Below are 17602 nucleotides of genomic sequence, written 5' to 3'. Positions count from 1 at the left end.
CATCTATTATTTAGTAAAGCTAGTAAAGAAATTTAACAAAAAAGGAAGGTTTCCCCATAATTTAACACAATCTTGAAACTATAACGTTTTAGTTGCTAAATTAAATGTGAAGTATTTAGTTTTTAGAAGATAAAAGGAATGAGAAAGTTAATTTAGAGTATCGTTTTTCTTTTTGAAACCTATAAAATCAGGCAAAGCATTTGCTTCTTTTTCTTTGGCTTCTTTTTCCTCTAATTCTTTGGCAATTTTCTTCTTTCCTTTGAAGATAATTTGAATAAGTTCTTTAAAAGTATCAAAATCGACATTATATGCAATACCAAGTCCTTGAGTATATCCAATTTCTTCACCAAAGTTTCGAATACTATTTTCTCTATTAAAAACATTTGCAGTGAATGTACCTTCCTCATTTAAAAGAAAATCTATTTGCACATCTCCAGCTACAGCTGTTTGACTAATTCCTCCAATTGGCACACCAACTTTACCGTTTATACGAACACGATCGCTAATATTGGTTTGTAGGGTTACTCCTAACCTATCGTCTGACTGATAATCTGGTGTATTTTCACCCAGCTCTACATTTAATCCAACTTGCAGTTTATTATCACCATCAGAAAGTAAACCATTTATAATTCCGTTTATTCTTTCTTCAATAGTACCATTTACATTAAGCTCACTCAAACTACTGGAGAAAGAACCTGTAGCTAATAAATAGATTGCTTGATTACTTCTATCGTCTTTAGATTCTAATCTATAATCTAGCTCTGATCTTACCGTAGAACTTAAATTTGGAAATTCAAATTCGTAATCTGGTTCAGGTTTTTCAAGCTCACCAGTTAATGCTATTTTTAAGTTAACAGGAATACGTCTGTTTATTGGAGAATCTAATAAAGGGGAAGGATTTGCTTGTGTTTTATAAACAGCGTTAATATCTATTCGTGCTTTTAGAGGAGAACCATCCCAAGCAAGCGTACCACCAGGAACTACGGTGAAATCTTTTTGTATAATTCCGCCATATCTAAATTTATACGTTCCTTCAAAGACGGAGAAATCGCCATACATACTAAACTTTCCGTTGGTATTTATTTCTACAAGTAAACCACCTTCTCCACGACCTCTAATGGTACTTCCACTTTCTTTGTCCATTACAATTTCAATTTCTGCATCTTGTGTTACATCTAAATCGAAATCCAATTCTAATCCTGAAATATCTTCTGTTATTATATCAATTCCTTCTAATTTTGCTTGTTTTTCTTCAGGGCTTAAAAAGTGAATGTGAGAATTGTCGCCAAAAGATTCGTTATCTGTTAAAGGAATTTTAAAGACAGTCCCTTTCTTAGTGGCTCCAATTACGTTTATTCTTAATTGGTTTGCCGGACCAGTAATACTTGCGGTACCACCTACAAATCCAGTTCCGTAATATAATCGGTCTTCATCTTCTGTAGTATTTAAAACCAGAAGTCTATCTGTTTCTAGGTTTAAATTCATGCTCCAATCGCCAAAGTTTACATGACTTAAGCTTCCGTCTAAAATTGCTTTTGTATTATAAACCGTATCTGTTATATCTATACTATTAAATCTAAACGTTTGATTATTTAGAGTAACCGAAGATTTATCGGCAAAGCTATAATCTACATTTAGCTCTGGAATACCTAACCCCCCTTTGTTTAACTCTAATTGGCCATCTATACTTGGTTTTTTCAAGCTTCCAGTTACTTTTACTTTTCCTGTTGCTAAACCTCTAATATCTCTTAAAACACCTTCTAAAAATGGATTTAATGGTTGTAAATTAAAATCTTTTAAAAGAATTGCGACATTTATATTAGATGCTTCTGAAGATACGTCGATATCTCCTATGGCACTAAACGATTTTTTCTCATCATCTTTAATACTAGCGTTTAAGGTATAATTGGTTAAAGATTGATTTCCTTTTATGTTTGCTGCAAAAGAACCTAAATTTAAATCATTTACTTCTAAATCATCAATAGTTATAGTAGACTCTGGAAGGTAATTTCCGTTTTGTTGCACCACATTTAATGTACCATTTACTAATCCTTTTAGACTTAAATCATTAATATCTGGCGTTATATTATCTAATAATACATTCTTAAAATGTAGCTTTAAATCTTTGGTGTTTTTACCATTTATAATTCCCGAAAGCTGAATTTCTTCTTCATTATGATTGAGTACAAATTGATCTAAATTGAAATTTTCAAAATCCGGATCGAAAGTTACTTTGTTATAATTATTTTTCTCTTCATTGATGTACCATTGGTTTCCTTTAAAGGTTACATCTGATTTTTTAAAACCAACAATAGACTGGTTTGCTTCGTTTTTAGTGTGATAGAAACTTAGGTTGTATAAATCGTTATTTGTTTTTCCTCCTCTAAATTCAGAACGCATAAAAAGCGTATCATTAATAGTTACATTAATGAGATTAAATTTTGAAATATTATACACATCCGTATGTAAACTATCTACTTCTACATAGGTATTAAATAATGGGTTTTTATTATCTACTTGCAACTCAATAGTATTTGCAAAGTAATCTAACCATTCAATTTTAGGGGATTTAAAAGTAAGTTTAAATTCTTTTTCGTCACTTTCTACTCTTCCTTTTACAAAGGTATTTTTACCTAGTGTTAATTCCGGCAAAAAGACCTCAATAATCTTATTATATATCTTAAAATTAAAGTCTATATATTGATTTGTAGAAACCTCATAAGGACTATATTTTGTATACAAACTACCAATAGCGTTAATAAATAATTCATCGATATCATCGACAAGAAAAACACCACTCATTTGTCCTTCAATAATATCTGGCGAGTTTACTTTAATATATCTTACTTTATTTTCAAATGTAGATTCTACGGCAAAATCATCAAAGAAATACTCATCGTTTTCGTTTTGATAATAGGTTTTATTAAATTGTATACTACCAACAGCATTATCTAAAGTTGTGCCTTGCATTTTCATATCGACAATACCTTTAAATACAGACATACTGTCTTTTTTTATAAAGTTTAACGCTTTTAGGTTGGCATAATCTACATTCGCAACAAAATCGAATTTGTTTATTTCTTCTGAAAAATCGGCTAGACCATTAAAACTAAGTTTAAAATTTTTGTCTTGAGAATCTACTTTCCCGTTAAAGACCTTGTCTTTTAAATTACCCGAAACAAGAATATTCTGATAGATATATTCATTATAATTTATAGAATAAATATCTCCTTCTACTTTTGTATTTAAGTTTTCTTGGGTAAAACCTTTTCCGTCTACATCTAGATTTAAAGACGCTTTTTTCAGATTTGGATCGTTTAAAAAAGTACCAATATCAAAGTCATCGAAAATAATATTTCCTTTATAAGTTGCATTATCAATGTCGTCAATTTTTTTCATTTCTAGATTAGAAACCACATAGCCTAAATCTGTTTCAATTTTAAGATCTGCTTTTATTGTCGAAGTTGTAATAAACGAGGTTCCATTAATACTAAAGTTTCCTAATTTATCAAAAACCGAAGGAATGGCTTCTCCTAAAACATTTGGTAATAATGCTTTTAAAGATTTATAATTAGAGGTTAGATTAGAGAATTTTCCGTGCATAGAAAAATTATTATCTGCAGCATGAAACAAGTTTTTAAAGTTTAAGTCGCCATAAATCTTTGTTCTAGAATTGGTAGTCAGGTTTAGATTATCAACATTTAAATCGTTTAATGTTCCAGATATTTTAGCATTAAAATTTGCTCGTTGTCCAATACCAAATTCATTATAAAAAACATTTAATTCATCTAAAGCAACGCTAGCATCTGTAAAATTAGCGTCTACTAATACTTTATTTGTAAAATCTGAAAAATCTTCTCTATCATAAGAAAACTTTAAATCTCCTTCTAAAGAAGAGTTTGTTGTTTTAAGTTTTAAATTATCGAATTTAATATTTTCAAGGGTATACGAAAAATTAGAAGAAAGATTTTTCATTACCAAACCACGACTATCCTTAAATACAAGCGTATTTATTCTAGTACTTACGTTTGGACCATTAATTAAAAAATTAGTTGCATTAATATCAATCGCAGAAAATTCTAAAATTTTTGGCGTTTCTTTATTTTCATCAATAAGTCGAAATGTACCATCATAAATAGAAATATCACTAGAAGACATTAAAAAAGTATTCTCTCTTTTTCTTGGATTATCTTCATCAAAACGAGCAACAAAAATATCTAGATTGGTATCTTCTTCTCCTTTATAGGTTTTAATATTAAAAATTAATCCTTCTAAATCGATATCTCCAAAAGCAAGTTTGCTATTGATAAGATTTTTAAAATTTAGGATGGAAGTATTTAATTCTACAGCACTTATTAGCGTATCTTTTTTATAATCTCTAATAAGAATTTCTTTAAGCTCCACATCGCCATTAAACTGAAGTCCTACTCTATTAATATTAATATTTGTACCGTATTCTGTATTTAACCAATTGGTAGCAATTTTACCTAGTCTCGTTTGAACAGCAGGAATAGAAATTACCAACACCAATATGATGAAAAGCAGTAGCAAGACTGCTACTATTTTGGATGCTATTTTTAAAAATTTTTTGATACGTTTTAAAGTTATAACTTTGAAGTCAAAATTAACAATTATTGTGCCTAATATTTACTAATGTCCTCACAAAATATTTACATACTTGCAATTGAGTCCTCTTGCGACGATACAGCAGCTTCTATCTTACTAAACGGCAAGGTTTTAAGTAATGTTGTAGCTAGCCAAAAAATACACGAAGAATATGGTGGCGTGGTTCCAGAATTAGCTTCTAGAGCACACCAACAAAATATTGTTCCAGTGGTGCATCAAGCCATTGAAAAAGCTGAAATAACGAAAGAAATGCTTCATGCCATTGCCTTTACAAGAGGTCCCGGATTAATGGGGTCTTTACTTGTTGGAACTTCTTTTGCAAAATCTTTGGCTTTTGGTTTAGATATTCCGCTAATAGATGTCAACCACATGCAAGCGCATATTTTGGCGCATTTTATAGATGAAGAAGGTTTTAGTAAACCTCCTTTTCCGTTTTTGGGAATGACTATTTCTGGCGGACATACACAAATTGTGAAGGTTTCCAATTATTTTGAAATGGAAGTTATTGGCGAAACTATAGATGATGCTGTTGGTGAAGCTTTCGATAAAAGTGGAAAAATTCTTGGTCTAGGCTATCCTGCTGGTCCAGAAATTGACCGACGCGCAAAACTAGGAAACCCGAAAGCTTTTGCTTTTACAAAGCCTAGAGTAGCTGGATTAAACTTTAGCTTTTCTGGATTAAAAACAGCTATTTTATATTTCATACAAAAGCAAGTAAAAATAAATCCTAGTTTTATTGAAGAAAATCTAAATGATATTTGTGCTTCTATACAGTACACCATCATAGGTATTTTAATAGACAAGCTCAAACTCGCAACCAAGGAAACAGGAATTAATCATATTGCTATTGGTGGTGGAGTTTCTGCAAATTCGGGAATACGAGAAGCGTTGAAAAATGGCGAACAAAAATTTGGTTGGACTACCTATGTTCCTAAATTTGAATTTACTACAGATAATGCGGCAATGATTGGTATTGTTGGTTATTTAAAATATTTAGAAGGTGATTTTACAGCACAAGATGTTACTGCTTCTTCTAGGTTGAAGATATAATACAAAGACAAATCTATGGCATATAACGAGCAACTAGCAAGCAGGATTAGAGAGCAACTTCGTTATTATTCGGAAGTGTTTACAGAAAAGAAAATGTTTGGAGGGATTTCGTTTTTATATCAAGGGAAAATGACTGTTGGTGTTATGAAACAGGATTTGATGGTTCGCATTATTTCCGATAAAATGGAAATAGAATTAGCCAAAGATGCTGTAAGACCAATGGATTTTACAAAAAAGCCAATCAAAGAATTTGTATACGTTTCTTTGGAAGGTATTAAAACCGAAACACAACTCTTACACTACCTCGAATTAGGTTTAGAGCACGCAAAAAGCAAATTATAACTACAGATGTTGAAATTTCTGTTAATAACCTTATAGAAAACCATTCATATAATCTATAAATTTTGTTTTTTTGCTAGATAAGATTAAATCCCAAATACAGATGAATAAACTTTTATTACTAGTAGCCTTATTATTTTCTATTACTATTTCTGCTCAAGATGCACAAGTCAAAGATTTTGACTCCATTGTAAACATGAAAGAAGCAAAAGAATACATGAAAGAAAATAAATCTGAAAAAAATAAAATTGTTACGTTTAATGAAGCAAAGCATCAAACAGGATTAGCTGTAGAATTGTATAAAAGCGGACGAGCTATTGTAAAAAGTGATACTGAAAAAACAAAATATAAAGTCGTAGAAAAAACCACAACTACAAATTACAGAGTTAGTTATATTTTCTTTGATGGTTTAAAAATGTCCATCTCACAAATTAATGCTACTAGAGATAAAATACTTAAAAAATATAAAGAAGGAACACCTTTTAGCCAATTAGCAAAACAATACTCTATGGATGACAATGCAAATCATGGAGGAGATTTAGGATGGTTTGAAAAAGGGGTTACACATCCTACTTTTGAAGCAGAAATATCGGATAGCATTTATAAAATTGGAGATGTTTTCACCATAGATATTGTACAAAACCAATGGTATTATGTAGTTTTAAAAACCTTTGACCCAAAAGAGATTCAAGAAATTAAAGTATTAAAAATTGTAGAGCCTTTAAAATAATGCAATTATTTTATAATCCAGATATAACAGAAAACACCACAGCATTCTCTTTCAATAAAGAGGAAAGCAAGCACATTGTAAAAGTGCTTCGTAAATCGGTAGACCAAACCTTACAAATTACTAATGGAAATGGTTGGCTATTTACGGCACAAATTACGGTTGCAGATATCAAAAAATGTGTGGTACAAATTATCGATAAAAAATTACAAGCTAAAAAGAATTATACGCTTCATCTTGCTGTAGCTCCTACAAAAATGAATGATCGTTACGAGTGGTTTTTAGAAAAAGCTACCGAAATTGGCATCGATAGCATCACTCCTATTATTTGTGATCATAGCGAACGTAAAATTATTAAGCCCGAACGTTTCGAAAAAATAATACAGTCGGCAACCAAGCAATCGCTAAACTGTTACCTACCAAAATTAAATCCAGCAATTGCTTTTAAAGACTTTATAAAACAAGACTTTTCTGGCAACCTATTTATTGCGCATTGCGAAGAAACGCATAGGAAATCGTTGAAAAACGAATTAAGAGCCAAACAAAATATTACTATTCTAATTGGTCCAGAAGGTGATTTTTCTGTTAAAGAAATCGAGCAAGCTCTTCAGTCTCATTTTATTCCTGTAACTTTGGGAGAAACCCGATTACGTACAGAAACTGCGGCAATTGTTGCATGTCATTCTGTAGCATTTATAAATGAGTAATTTTATGAAACTACTTTTTACTATTGCCTTTTCGTTATTTACGTTTGCCTCATTTTCCCAAGAAATAGCCATTTTAAAATATAAAGGCGGTGGCGACTGGTATAGTAATCCTACAGCATTACCAAACTTAATTACTTTTTGCAACAATAACATTAATACTAAAATTACTGCAAAACCAGAAACGGTAGAAACTGGCAGTACCGATATTTTTCAGTATCCTTTTTTACACATGACAGGTCATGGAAATGTTTTTTTTAGTGAAGCAGAAGCCGAAAATCTACACAACTATTTAACTTCTGGAGGTTTTTTGCATATTGATGACAACTACGGTATGCAACAATATGTTACCAAAGAATTAAAAAAAGTATTCCCAAATCAAGAATTAGTAGAGCTTCCTGCAAACCATGAAATTTTTAATATGGCGTATTCCTTTCCTAAAGGATTACCAAAAATTCATGAGCACGATGGTAAAAGACCGCAAGCCTTTGGTTTATTTCACGAAAACAGATTAGTATTACTTTTTACTGTGGAAAGTGATTTAGGTGATGGCTGGGAAGATGCAGCGGTACATAATGATCCTGCAGAGATAAGAGAAAAAGCACTACAAATGGGAGCGAATATTATTAAATATGCTTTTTCTAATTAATTGAAAGCGTCGAACCAGATACATTAGATATGCCAAAACTATTCTCTTACGGAACGCTTCAAATGAAAAAGGTGCAACAAGATGTTTTTGGAAGAATTTTAATAGGAAGTAATGAAGTCTTAGAGAAATTCATCCTATCTCAAATAAAAATTACCGATCCAAAAGTAATTGCCTCCAGTGGCACTAACATACACCCGATTCTGGAATATACTGGAAACATAACAGATTTTGTAAAAGGAACTTTATTTGATTTGACCGATGAAGAATTAATCCATGCAGACACATACGAAGTAGACGATTATAAACGTGTTGAAATCACTTTTAAATCTGGTGAAACTGGTTTTGTATATTTAAAAAATAACGGATAAAAAACGATAATTACCAGTTGCGAGATATCACAATACATGAAACCATCCAAGTTAATACTTCCTATTATTGTAATCTCTCAGTTTTGCTGTACTTCCCTTTGGTTTGCTGGAAATAGCGTTATAAACGATTTAATTTTTAATTTTAACCTAAAAGCAGATGCTTTAGGACATTTAACTTCTGCTGTACAATTCGGATTTATTATAGGAACACTTGTTTTCGCGATTCTTACTATTGCCGATCGTTTTTCACCTTCCAAAGTATTTTTAATTAGCGCTGTACTTGGTGCCCTGTTTAACTTAGGTGTAATGTATCACGCCAACACCTTAACTAGTTTACTAATCTTTCGTTTTTTTACCGGTTTTTTTCTTGCAGGAATCTATCCTGTTGGAATGAAAATAGCTGCCGATTATTACCAAAAAGGACTCGGTAAATCCCTTGGTTTTTTAGTTGGTGCATTGGTAATAGGAACTGCTTTTCCGCATATATTAAATCAAATGACAGATACTTTTTCGTGGGAATCTGTAATCCTTGCAACTTCCTCTCTTGCATTATTAGGAGGATTACTAATGGTATTTCTTGTTCCAGATGGCCCTTACAGAAAACCTAGTCAGAAAACAGATCTTTCCATTTTTTTAGGAGTCTTTAAAAACAGAGAATTTCGATCTGTATCTTTTGGCTACTTTGGACACATGTGGGAATTATATGCATTTTGGACTTTTGTACCAATAATGCTTAAAAAATATAGCGAGGAGCATGATCTCGTACAATTTAACATACCGTTGCTATCTTTCGCTATAATAGGAATTGGTGGTTTCGCATGTATTCTTAGCGGCTATATTGCACAAACAAAAGGAACCAAAAAAACAGCATTTGTAGCACTACTTTTATCTTGTATTTGTTGTCTTATTTCTCCTTTACTATTTTCTAGTAATTTTGAAAATTTATTTATTAGTTTTCTTATTTTTTGGGGAATGGTAGTTATTGCAGACTCCCCTCTATTATCTACATTAGTAGCTCAAAATGCAGCATCCGAAATAAAAGGGACAGCACTTACCATTGTTAATTGTATTGGATTTTCAATAACTATAATTAGTATTCAGCTTATCACTAAAATGCTAGAATTAACAGACTCTAATAGCATTTATACTATCTTGGCTATAGGGCCTATTTTTGGTTTGATTATGTTACGGAAGAAAAATGCATTAAAAATATAATATATTCGCGTAAATTCTATTTGAAACAAATGCAACTCAATCACTATAATACCAACTTTAACAAACGTACGTTCCCTATAACTATTATTTGTGAGAACGTTACCAATGCTCCTAATATTGGAAGCCTTTTTAGAACTGCTGATGCCTTTGGTGTTGAAAAAATAGTATTTTGTGGGGAACAGATTCCGTTAGGAAGAAAAATGACAAAAACGTCGCGTGCGACAGAAAAAGTGGTGCCTTTTGAAGGGAAAGAAAATGCTTCCGAAGTGGTTTCCAAATGCAAAGAAGAAGGTTATCATGTGGTTGCTCTAGAAATTACTAGTGAAAGTACATCGATACACACGAGCAACTTTCCCAAAGAAAAACCAATAGCAATTGTAATTGGTGATGAGAATTTTGGTGTTTCGCAAGATATTTTAAAACAATGTGACGCTGTACTTCATATTGATATGTTTGGACAAAATAGTAGTATGAATGTGGTACAAGCAACGACCATCGCTTTGTATGAAATGACGAAACAGCTTTCTTAATAAGTTACAAAATTAGATTCCTGTCTTCACCGGAATTAATTATATTTACAACATGACTTCAAATCAAATATCTAATGGTATTTTAAAAGCACTAGGAATTATTCTTGGTGTCGTTTTAATCCTTTTGTTTCTATTTAAAATTCAATCGGTAATTGTGTATATCGCAATTGCAGCCGTAATTTCATTAATTGGAAGACCTATTATTTTATTTTTAAGAAGAAGATTAAAATTTAAAAACACGATCGCAGTAATAGTAACCATGCTTATTTTAATTGGTTTACTCTTTGGTTTGGTACGTTTATTTATTCCTTTAATTGTAGAACAAGGACATAATTTAGCCCTTTTAGATATTGATCAATTACAAGGTAATATAGAAGATTTATATGGTGAAGCAATTGCTTACTTTCAAATAAATAATATAGATGTAGAGCAATCTATAAAAAACTCTAACCTACTTTCTAAGCTTGATTATTCCTTAATACCTAATTTTTTTAATTCTTTAATTAGTGGTTTAGGAAGCTTTAGTATTGGTTTATTTTCCGTTTTGTTTATCTCTTTTTTCTTTTTAAAAGACAGTAAACTTTTTGAAAATGGCATAATGACTTTTATTCCAGATGGAAATGAATCTCGTTGGAAAAACTCTTCGGTAAAAATTAAAGATTTGCTATCTAGATATTTTATTGGTTTAATATTTCAAATACTAATCCTCTTTATTATTTACACTATTGGTTTAATGATTATTGGTGTAGAAAGCCCTATAGTTATTGCTTTTATGTGTGCATTACTAAACTTAATTCCTTATGTTGGTCCGTTAATTGGTGCCTTCTTAATGCTAACATTAACCATGACGAGTAGCCTTGGCGAAAGCTTTCAAGATGTTGTATTACCAAAAACATTTTGGGTATTTGTAGTATTCTTAATTGGCCAACTTGTAGATAATTTTGTTAGCCAGCCCGTAATATTTTCTAAAAGTGTAAAATCACATCCACTAGAAATATTTTTAGTTATTTTAATTGCTGGTATTTTATTCGGTATTGTTGGACTTATTGTTGCTGTTCCTGCATACACAGCGATTAAAGTGATTTTAAAAGAATTTTTATCGGATAATAAAATCGTTAAAAAACTCACTAAAGGTTTATAATTATATTTTGAATAAACAGCTTCTAAATACAGAAATACAAGCCTTTATAAATAGCAATCTAGATACTAATATTGCTTCCTTGTTATTAAAAGGAATCGATTTCCCTTCCCTAGAAACAAAGGAAATAATAGAACAGATAGAAGCAAAAAAACGTTGTAAGACAAAGCTTTCTACCTGGTTTTCTACGGAAGAGATTTACTATCCTAACAAATTAAATATAGAGCAAACTTCTTCTGAAACTACAGCAAAACATAAAGCCAGTTTATTAAAAGGAAAGACAATTATAGATCTTACAGGAGGTTTTGGTGTAGACTGTTATTATTTTGCTAAACATTTTAACCAGGTTATTCATTGTGAAATTAACGAACAACTCTCACAAATAGTAGCCCATAATTACAAACAATTAAAAGTAGAAAATATCGAAACTATTGCGCAAGATGGTTTAGCATATTTACAGAGTACTCAAATTTCTTTAGATTGGATTTATATAGATCCTTCTAGAAGACACGATAGCAAAGGCAAGGTTTTCTTTTTAAAGGATTGTTTACCAAACGTACCAGAACATATAGATGTACTCTTTAATAAAGCGAATAACATTTTAATTAAAACGTCGCCACTATTAGATCTTACTATTGGTTTAAACGAATTAAAACACGTGAAAACCATTCATATCGTTGCAGTGAACAATGAAGTAAAAGAATTACTTTGGGTTTTAGAAAAGGACTATACAGATGGAGTAACTATAGAAACTTGCAATATTAAAAAAGACAGCGCTGAAACTTTTAATTTTCCGTTAGAAGAAGAGATTTCTACCATTAGCCAATATAGTTTGCCTTTAGCATATTTATATGAGCCTAATGCAGCAATAATGAAATCTGGCGCATTTCATACGATTACAAATACGCTAGAAGTTTTTAAACTACAGCAACATTCGCATTTATATACCAACGATACTTTAATAGATTTCCCTGGAAGAGTTTTTAAAATTGAAAAAGTAATGCCTTATAATAAGAAGGTTCTAAAAAAGGAAGGTTTTGAAAAAGCGAATATTACTACGCGTAACTTTCCGGAAAGTGTAGAACAAATCCGAAAAAAGCATAAAATAAAAGATGGCGGAAATGTATATCTCTTTTTTACCACAGATTTAGAAAATAATAAAATGGTTATACAAACAAAAAAGGTTGCATAAAATATGCAACCTTTTTTAATATATATTGTACTTGTATTTACAACTATTCTCCCATTGCTTTAATTAAAGCAGCAGACATACGTTTATACGTTCCGTTTACCAATCTTTCTCTAATTGCTTCAAAAGCATCTAAAGTTTCTGTAACATCTTGTAAAGTGTGTGTTGCAGTAGGAATCATACGTAATAATATTAATCCTTTTGGTATTACTGGATACACCACAATAGAACAGAAAATACCGTAGTTTTCTCTTAAATCTCTAACTAATGCCATTGCTTCTGGAATACTTCCGTTAAGATAAACAGGAGTTACACAACTTTGTGTAGTACCAATATCGAAACCACGTTCTTTTAATCCAGATTGTAACGCATTAACAATTTTCCAAAGGTTCTCTTTCAATTCTGGCATAGTACGTAGCATATCTAAACGCTTTAAAGCACCAACAACCAATTGCATTTGCAAAGATTTTGCAAACATTTGAGAACGTAAATTATATTTTAAGTAATCAATTACTTCTTTATCTGCAGCAATAAAAGCTCCAGTACTTGCCATAGATTTTGCGAAAGTTGCAAAATACACATCGATATCATCTTGAACACCTTGTTCTTCTCCTGCTCCTGCTCCTGTTTTACCAAGAGTTCCAAATCCGTGTGCATCATCTACGAATAAACGAAAATTATATTTTTCTTTAAGTGCAACAATTTCTTTTAATCGACCTTGTTCTCCACGCATTCCGAAAACACCTTCAGAAATAACAAGAATTCCTCCTCCAGTGTGTTCTGCCATTTTAGTGGCTCTTTCTAAGTTCTTTTCTAAACTTACTACATCGTTATGTTTGTAAGTAAAACGTTTTCCCATGTGTAAACGTACACCATCAATAATACATGCATGTGCATCTACATCATAAACAATAATATCATCTTTAGATACTAAAGCGTCTATAGTAGAAACCATCCCTTGGTAACCAAAATTTAATAAATAAGCAGATTCTTTACTTACAAATGCAGCCAATTCATTTTGAAGTTGCTCATGTAACTCTGTGTGACCAGACATCATACGAGCTCCCATTGGATACGCAGAACCATAAGCTGCAGCTGCTTCCGCATCTACCTTCCTCACTTCTGGATTATTTGCTAATCCTAGGTAATCGTTAATACTCCATGTAATTACATCTTTACCTTGGAATTTCATTCGGTTTGAAATCTCTCCCTCTAGTTTCGGAAACACAAAATACCCTTCTGCTTGTGCTGCCCATTTTCCTAACGGACCTTTATCTTTGTAAATTTTTTCAAATAAATCTTTCATCTGCTATCTATCTTAGTTTAGTTCTGCCTTAGTTTAGTCCTGCGAAATTAAATATTTCTGTGCACTAAACACAATGTTTTTATACTCTATTATTAACAACAAAAAGATAGAAAGCAACTTTTAGGAAACTTTCTATCTTTAATTATGTTATGTTTTATTATTTTATATACTGAATGCTTTCTGCTGCAACTTTGTTTTGACTATCAAAAAAGCCTTGATCTGTCATCCATTTATCGCTGTAGATCTTACTCATGTAGCGCGAACCATGATCTGGAAACAAAATTACTACTTTAGAGTTTTTATCAAACTCACCTGCTTCTTCTAGTTGTTTTACTGCTTGCATCGCTGCTCCTGAAGTATAACCTACAAATAAACCTTCGGTTTTTGCAATTTCTCTTGCGGTATGTGCGCTTTCTTCGTCGGTAACTTTCACGAAAGAATCAATAACATCGAAGTCGGTTGCTGTTGGAATTAAATTCTTTCCTAAACCTTCAATTCGGTATGGATAAATTTCTTTTTCATCAAACTCTCTAGTTTCATGATATTTTTTAATTACAGATCCAAAAGCATCTACTCCTATTACTTTAACATTAGGATTTTGCTCTTTTAAGTATTTTGCAGTTCCAGAAATTGTTCCTCCTGTTCCGCTACAAGCTACTAGATGTGTAATTTCTCCTTCGGTTTGTTCCCAAATTTCAGGGCCAGTAGAGTTATAATGTGCATCTATATTTAACTGATTGAAATATTGGTTGATATATACAGAACCTTTGGTTTCCTCGTGTAATCGCTTTGCAACCTCATAGTACGATCTAGGATCGTCTGCACTTACATGTGCTGGGCAAACATATACCTTTGCTCCCATGGTTTTAAGCATATCAATCTTATCTGGTGAAGATTTTGAGCTTACTGCCAAAATACAATCGTATCCTTTAATGATACTAACCATAGCAATACTAAATCCGGTGTTACCAGAAGTAGTTTCTATAATGGTATCGCCAGGTTTTAAAATTCCTTTCTTTTCAGCTTGTTCTATAATATATAATGCAACTCTGTCTTTTGATGAGTGTCCTGGATTAAAAGCTTCTACTTTTGCGTAAAATTCACCTTTAAAAGGAGCTGTAATAGTATTTAGTTTAATTAATGGTGTATTACCTACTAAATCTAAAACGTTATCAAATACTTGATTTTTTTGTGCCATAAATACGTTTTATTCTGCTACAAGAAGTAACATAAACTGGGCAAAAATACGTAAAATTTTTTATTATTCATTAATTCCTTCTAAATCTAATAAAAATGCGTATTCTAAAGCGACTTCTTTCAGGCTTTCAAACCTTCCGGATGCGCCACCATGACCAGATTCCATATCTGTATGTAACAGTAATTTATTATTATCTGTTTTTAATTCTCTAAGTTTTGCAACCCATTTTGCTGGTTCCCAATATTGCACTTGCGAGTCATGCAAACCTGTTGTAATTAACATATTTGGATAATCTTGCGCTTTTACATTATCGTAAGGCGAATAGGAAAGCATATAATTGTAATATTCTTTATCGTTAGGATTTCCCCATTCATCATATTCTCCCGTAGTTAACGGAATAGTATCATCTAACATAGTTGTAACTACATCCACAAAAGGAACGGCAGCTAAAATACCATTGTATAACTCCGGATTTAAATTAGCAATTACTCCCATTAGTAAGCCTCCTGCAGATCCGCCATTGGCATACAAATGTTTATTGGAAGTATATTTTTCTTCAATTAAGTATTTAGAACAGTCTATAAAATCATGAAAAGTATTTTTCTTTAGTTTTAATTTCCCTGTTTCGTACCAATCTCTTCCTAAATATTCCCCTCCTCGTATATGTGAAATGGCAAAAATAAATCCTCTATCTAGAAGACTTAATCGTATGGTTGAAAAATAAGGATCTATGGTAGAACCATAAGAACCGTACGCATATTGCAATAACGGATTGGTACCATCTAATTGTAATCCCTTTTTATATACTAAAGAAATTGGAATTTTCACGCCATCTCTAGCAGTAGCCCAAACACGTTTAGAGGTATAATTATCTTTATTAAAAGTACCTCCTAAAACTTCTTGTTCTTTTTTTATTTCTTTGGTTTTCGTTTTAAAATTATAATCGATTACAGAACTTGGAGTGGTAAGTGCATTATAACTATATCTTAAAACATCACTATCAAAGTCGGGATTACTGCCTGTATTTGCAGTATAGGTCTCATTGTCAAAGGGTAAATAATAATCTTCTTTACCATTCCAGCTTATGATTCTAATTTTATTTAAGCCATTTTCTCTTTCGCTTACTACCAAATAATCTTTAAAGATTTCGATATCTTCTAATAAAACATCTTTTCTATGTGGTAAAACATCTTGCCAATACTCCTTTTCAGTTTGGTTTTCGTTTGTTTTTTGAAGCTTAAAATTTATCGCTTTATCCTTATTAGAAATAATAAAAAAACTATCCTTATAGTGTGCTATAGCATAATCTAATTCTCTTTCTCTTTTCTGAAAAACTTTAAATGTACCATCTGGATCATCTGCATTTAGAATTTGATATTCTGAAGTTAAAGTACTAGAAGAACCAATCACTAAATACTTTTTAGATTTCGTTTTATATACAAAAGTGTTGAACGTTTCATCTTCTTCATGAAACACCTCTGTATCGGTTTCTACTTTGGTATGTAACTTGTGTTTATATACTTTATGTGAACGTAAGGTAACTTCGTCTTTTCTTGTGTAAAACAAGGTCGTATTATCATTTGCCCAAGTAATTCCTCCTGTTGTGTTTTTTATTTCTTCGGAATAAATTTCGCCAGTAATTAAATTTTTAATTTTAATATTATACTGTCTTCTACTTACGGTATCCGTTGAAAAAGCAGCCATGGTATTATCCGGACTAATAGAAACGCCTCCTAATTTGAAGTAGTTAAAATCTTTTGCCATTTCATTACAATCAAACAGTAGTTCTTCTACAGCTTCTAAGGTGTCTTTTTTACGTGTGTAAATAGGATAGTCTTTACCTTTTACAAATTTAGTAATGTACCAATAGCCATTCAGCTTATATGGAACTGAAGCATCATCCTCTTTAATTCTAGCTTTCATTTCTTTAAAAAGATCTTCTTGAAAAGGCTCTGTATGCGCTAAAACTTCTTTAGTGTATTTGTTTTCAGCATTTAAGTAGTCTATAACTTCTTGGTCTTCTTTGTTTTTAAGCCAAAAATAATTATCGATTCTTTCGTGCTTATGCGCTACAAGTTTTTCTTGAATTTGTTTCGCTTTTGGAGGAGTATGTGCTTTTTTCAAATGAAATAATTAATTCTAAAATTATATTCTTCAAAAATAGAAAAATTAAATAGTTTTGCATGAAATTATAAATTATAAAATTATGTTTGGAGACCTTGCAGGTATGATGGGTAAACTTAAAGAAACTCAAAAAAAAGTAGAAGAAACTAAAAAGCGTTTAGATTCTGTTTTAGTAGACGAGCAAAGTAATGATGCGAAGTTAAAGGTTACTATAACTGCTAACAGAGTAATTAAATCTATAACTATTGATGATGCTTTATTAGAAGACAAAGAGGAATTAGAAGATTATTTAATTCTAACACTAAATAAAGCTATAGCAAGAGCAACACAAGTCAATGAAACGGAAGTTGCCGCAGTAGCCAAAGATGGTATGCCAAACATTCCAGGAATGGATATGTTTAAATAACGAAAGTTTAAAGCAAAAAAAAAGGGGAAGCTA

The 17602-nt window shown here is 31.4% G+C and carries 15 protein-coding genes; 11 read left to right on the top strand and 4 right to left on the bottom strand.

Going from position 1 to position 17602, the window contains the following annotated elements:
* Positions 1-147: 147 nt before the first annotated feature.
* Positions 148-4551 (bottom strand): translocation/assembly module TamB domain-containing protein, encoded by a 4404-nt coding sequence (locus AMD28_RS13550; protein WP_241492514.1) that lies wholly within the window; start codon positions 4549-4551, stop codon positions 148-150.
* A gap of 102 nt (positions 4552-4653) precedes the next feature.
* Here AMD28_RS13550 and tsaD point away from each other — a divergent pair, with 102 nt between their 5' ends.
* From tsaD to AMD28_RS13500, 10 genes are all read left to right on the top strand, one after another.
* Positions 4654-5676 carry a tRNA (adenosine(37)-N6)-threonylcarbamoyltransferase complex transferase subunit TsaD gene (tsaD, locus tag AMD28_RS13545; protein WP_055444683.1) on the top strand — a complete coding sequence of 341 codons (1023 nt, stop codon included), beginning with the start codon at positions 4654-4656 and terminating at the stop codon, positions 5674-5676.
* Positions 5677-5691: 15 nt separating this feature from the next.
* Positions 5692-6018 carry a TfoX/Sxy family protein gene (locus AMD28_RS13540; RefSeq protein WP_055444682.1) on the top strand — a complete coding sequence of 109 codons (327 nt, stop codon included), beginning with the start codon at positions 5692-5694 and terminating at the stop codon, positions 6016-6018.
* A 100-nt stretch (positions 6019-6118) separates the two neighbouring features.
* Positions 6119-6745 carry a peptidylprolyl isomerase gene (locus AMD28_RS13535; protein WP_055444681.1) on the top strand — a complete coding sequence of 209 codons (627 nt, stop codon included), beginning with the start codon at positions 6119-6121 and terminating at the stop codon, positions 6743-6745.
* Positions 6745-7449, top strand: a complete 705-nt coding sequence (locus AMD28_RS13530; RefSeq protein WP_055444680.1) for a 16S rRNA (uracil(1498)-N(3))-methyltransferase — start codon at positions 6745-6747, stop codon at positions 7447-7449. The genes AMD28_RS13535 and AMD28_RS13530 overlap by 1 nt, the downstream gene beginning before the upstream one ends.
* 4 nt (positions 7450-7453) lie before the next feature.
* Positions 7454-8095 carry a DUF4159 domain-containing protein gene (locus tag AMD28_RS13525; protein ID WP_055445039.1) on the top strand — a complete coding sequence of 214 codons (642 nt, stop codon included), beginning with the start codon at positions 7454-7456 and terminating at the stop codon, positions 8093-8095.
* Between the two features lie 29 nt (positions 8096-8124).
* Complete coding sequence (locus AMD28_RS13520) at positions 8125-8463, top strand: gamma-glutamylcyclotransferase family protein (RefSeq protein WP_055444679.1); 339 nt, start codon at positions 8125-8127, stop codon at positions 8461-8463.
* 36 nt (positions 8464-8499) lie between these two features.
* The gene (locus tag AMD28_RS13515; RefSeq protein ID WP_055444678.1) at positions 8500-9678 is read left to right on the top strand and encodes an MFS transporter; all 1179 of its coding nucleotides are present in this window, start codon (positions 8500-8502) and stop codon (positions 9676-9678) included.
* Positions 9679-9707: 29 nt separating this feature from the next.
* Positions 9708-10208, top strand: a complete 501-nt coding sequence (locus AMD28_RS13510; protein WP_055444677.1) for a TrmH family RNA methyltransferase — start codon at positions 9708-9710, stop codon at positions 10206-10208.
* A gap of 52 nt (positions 10209-10260) precedes the next feature.
* Positions 10261-11349, top strand: a complete 1089-nt coding sequence (locus AMD28_RS13505) for an AI-2E family transporter (protein WP_055444676.1) — start codon at positions 10261-10263, stop codon at positions 11347-11349.
* 7 nt (positions 11350-11356) lie between these two features.
* Entirely contained in the window at positions 11357-12538 is a 1182-nt protein-coding gene (locus AMD28_RS13500) for a THUMP-like domain-containing protein (protein ID WP_055444675.1), read from the top strand.
* Positions 12539-12581: 43 nt separating this feature from the next.
* On the opposite strand, the gene capB is transcribed toward AMD28_RS13500, so the two are convergent.
* The 3 genes from capB to AMD28_RS13485 form a co-directional block, all read right to left on the bottom strand.
* A complete protein-coding gene (gene capB, locus AMD28_RS13495; RefSeq protein ID WP_055444674.1) occupies positions 12582-13841 on the bottom strand; it encodes a cysteate-C-fatty acyltransferase in 1260 nt (419 codons plus the stop codon).
* A gap of 157 nt (positions 13842-13998) precedes the next feature.
* Positions 13999-15039, bottom strand: coding sequence for a cysteate synthase (capA, locus tag AMD28_RS13490; RefSeq protein WP_055444673.1), 1041 nt, complete (start codon positions 15037-15039; stop codon positions 13999-14001).
* A 63-nt stretch (positions 15040-15102) separates the two neighbouring features.
* Entirely contained in the window at positions 15103-17163 is a 2061-nt protein-coding gene (locus AMD28_RS13485; protein WP_083478322.1) for a S9 family peptidase, read from the bottom strand.
* Between the two features lie 82 nt (positions 17164-17245).
* On the opposite strand from AMD28_RS13485, the gene AMD28_RS13480 reads away from it, so the two are divergent.
* Positions 17246-17569, top strand: coding sequence for a YbaB/EbfC family nucleoid-associated protein (locus AMD28_RS13480; protein WP_055444672.1), 324 nt, complete (start codon positions 17246-17248; stop codon positions 17567-17569).
* The last annotated feature ends 33 nt before the right edge of the window (positions 17570-17602 follow it).

The organism is Lacinutrix himadriensis (assembly GCF_001418105.1).
In the GTDB taxonomy this organism is placed as follows: Bacteria; Bacteroidota; Bacteroidia; order Flavobacteriales; family Flavobacteriaceae; genus Oceanihabitans; species Oceanihabitans himadriense.
Note: the sequence above shows the minus strand (reverse complement) of the source record. Positions and strands in the feature narration are given on the sequence as shown.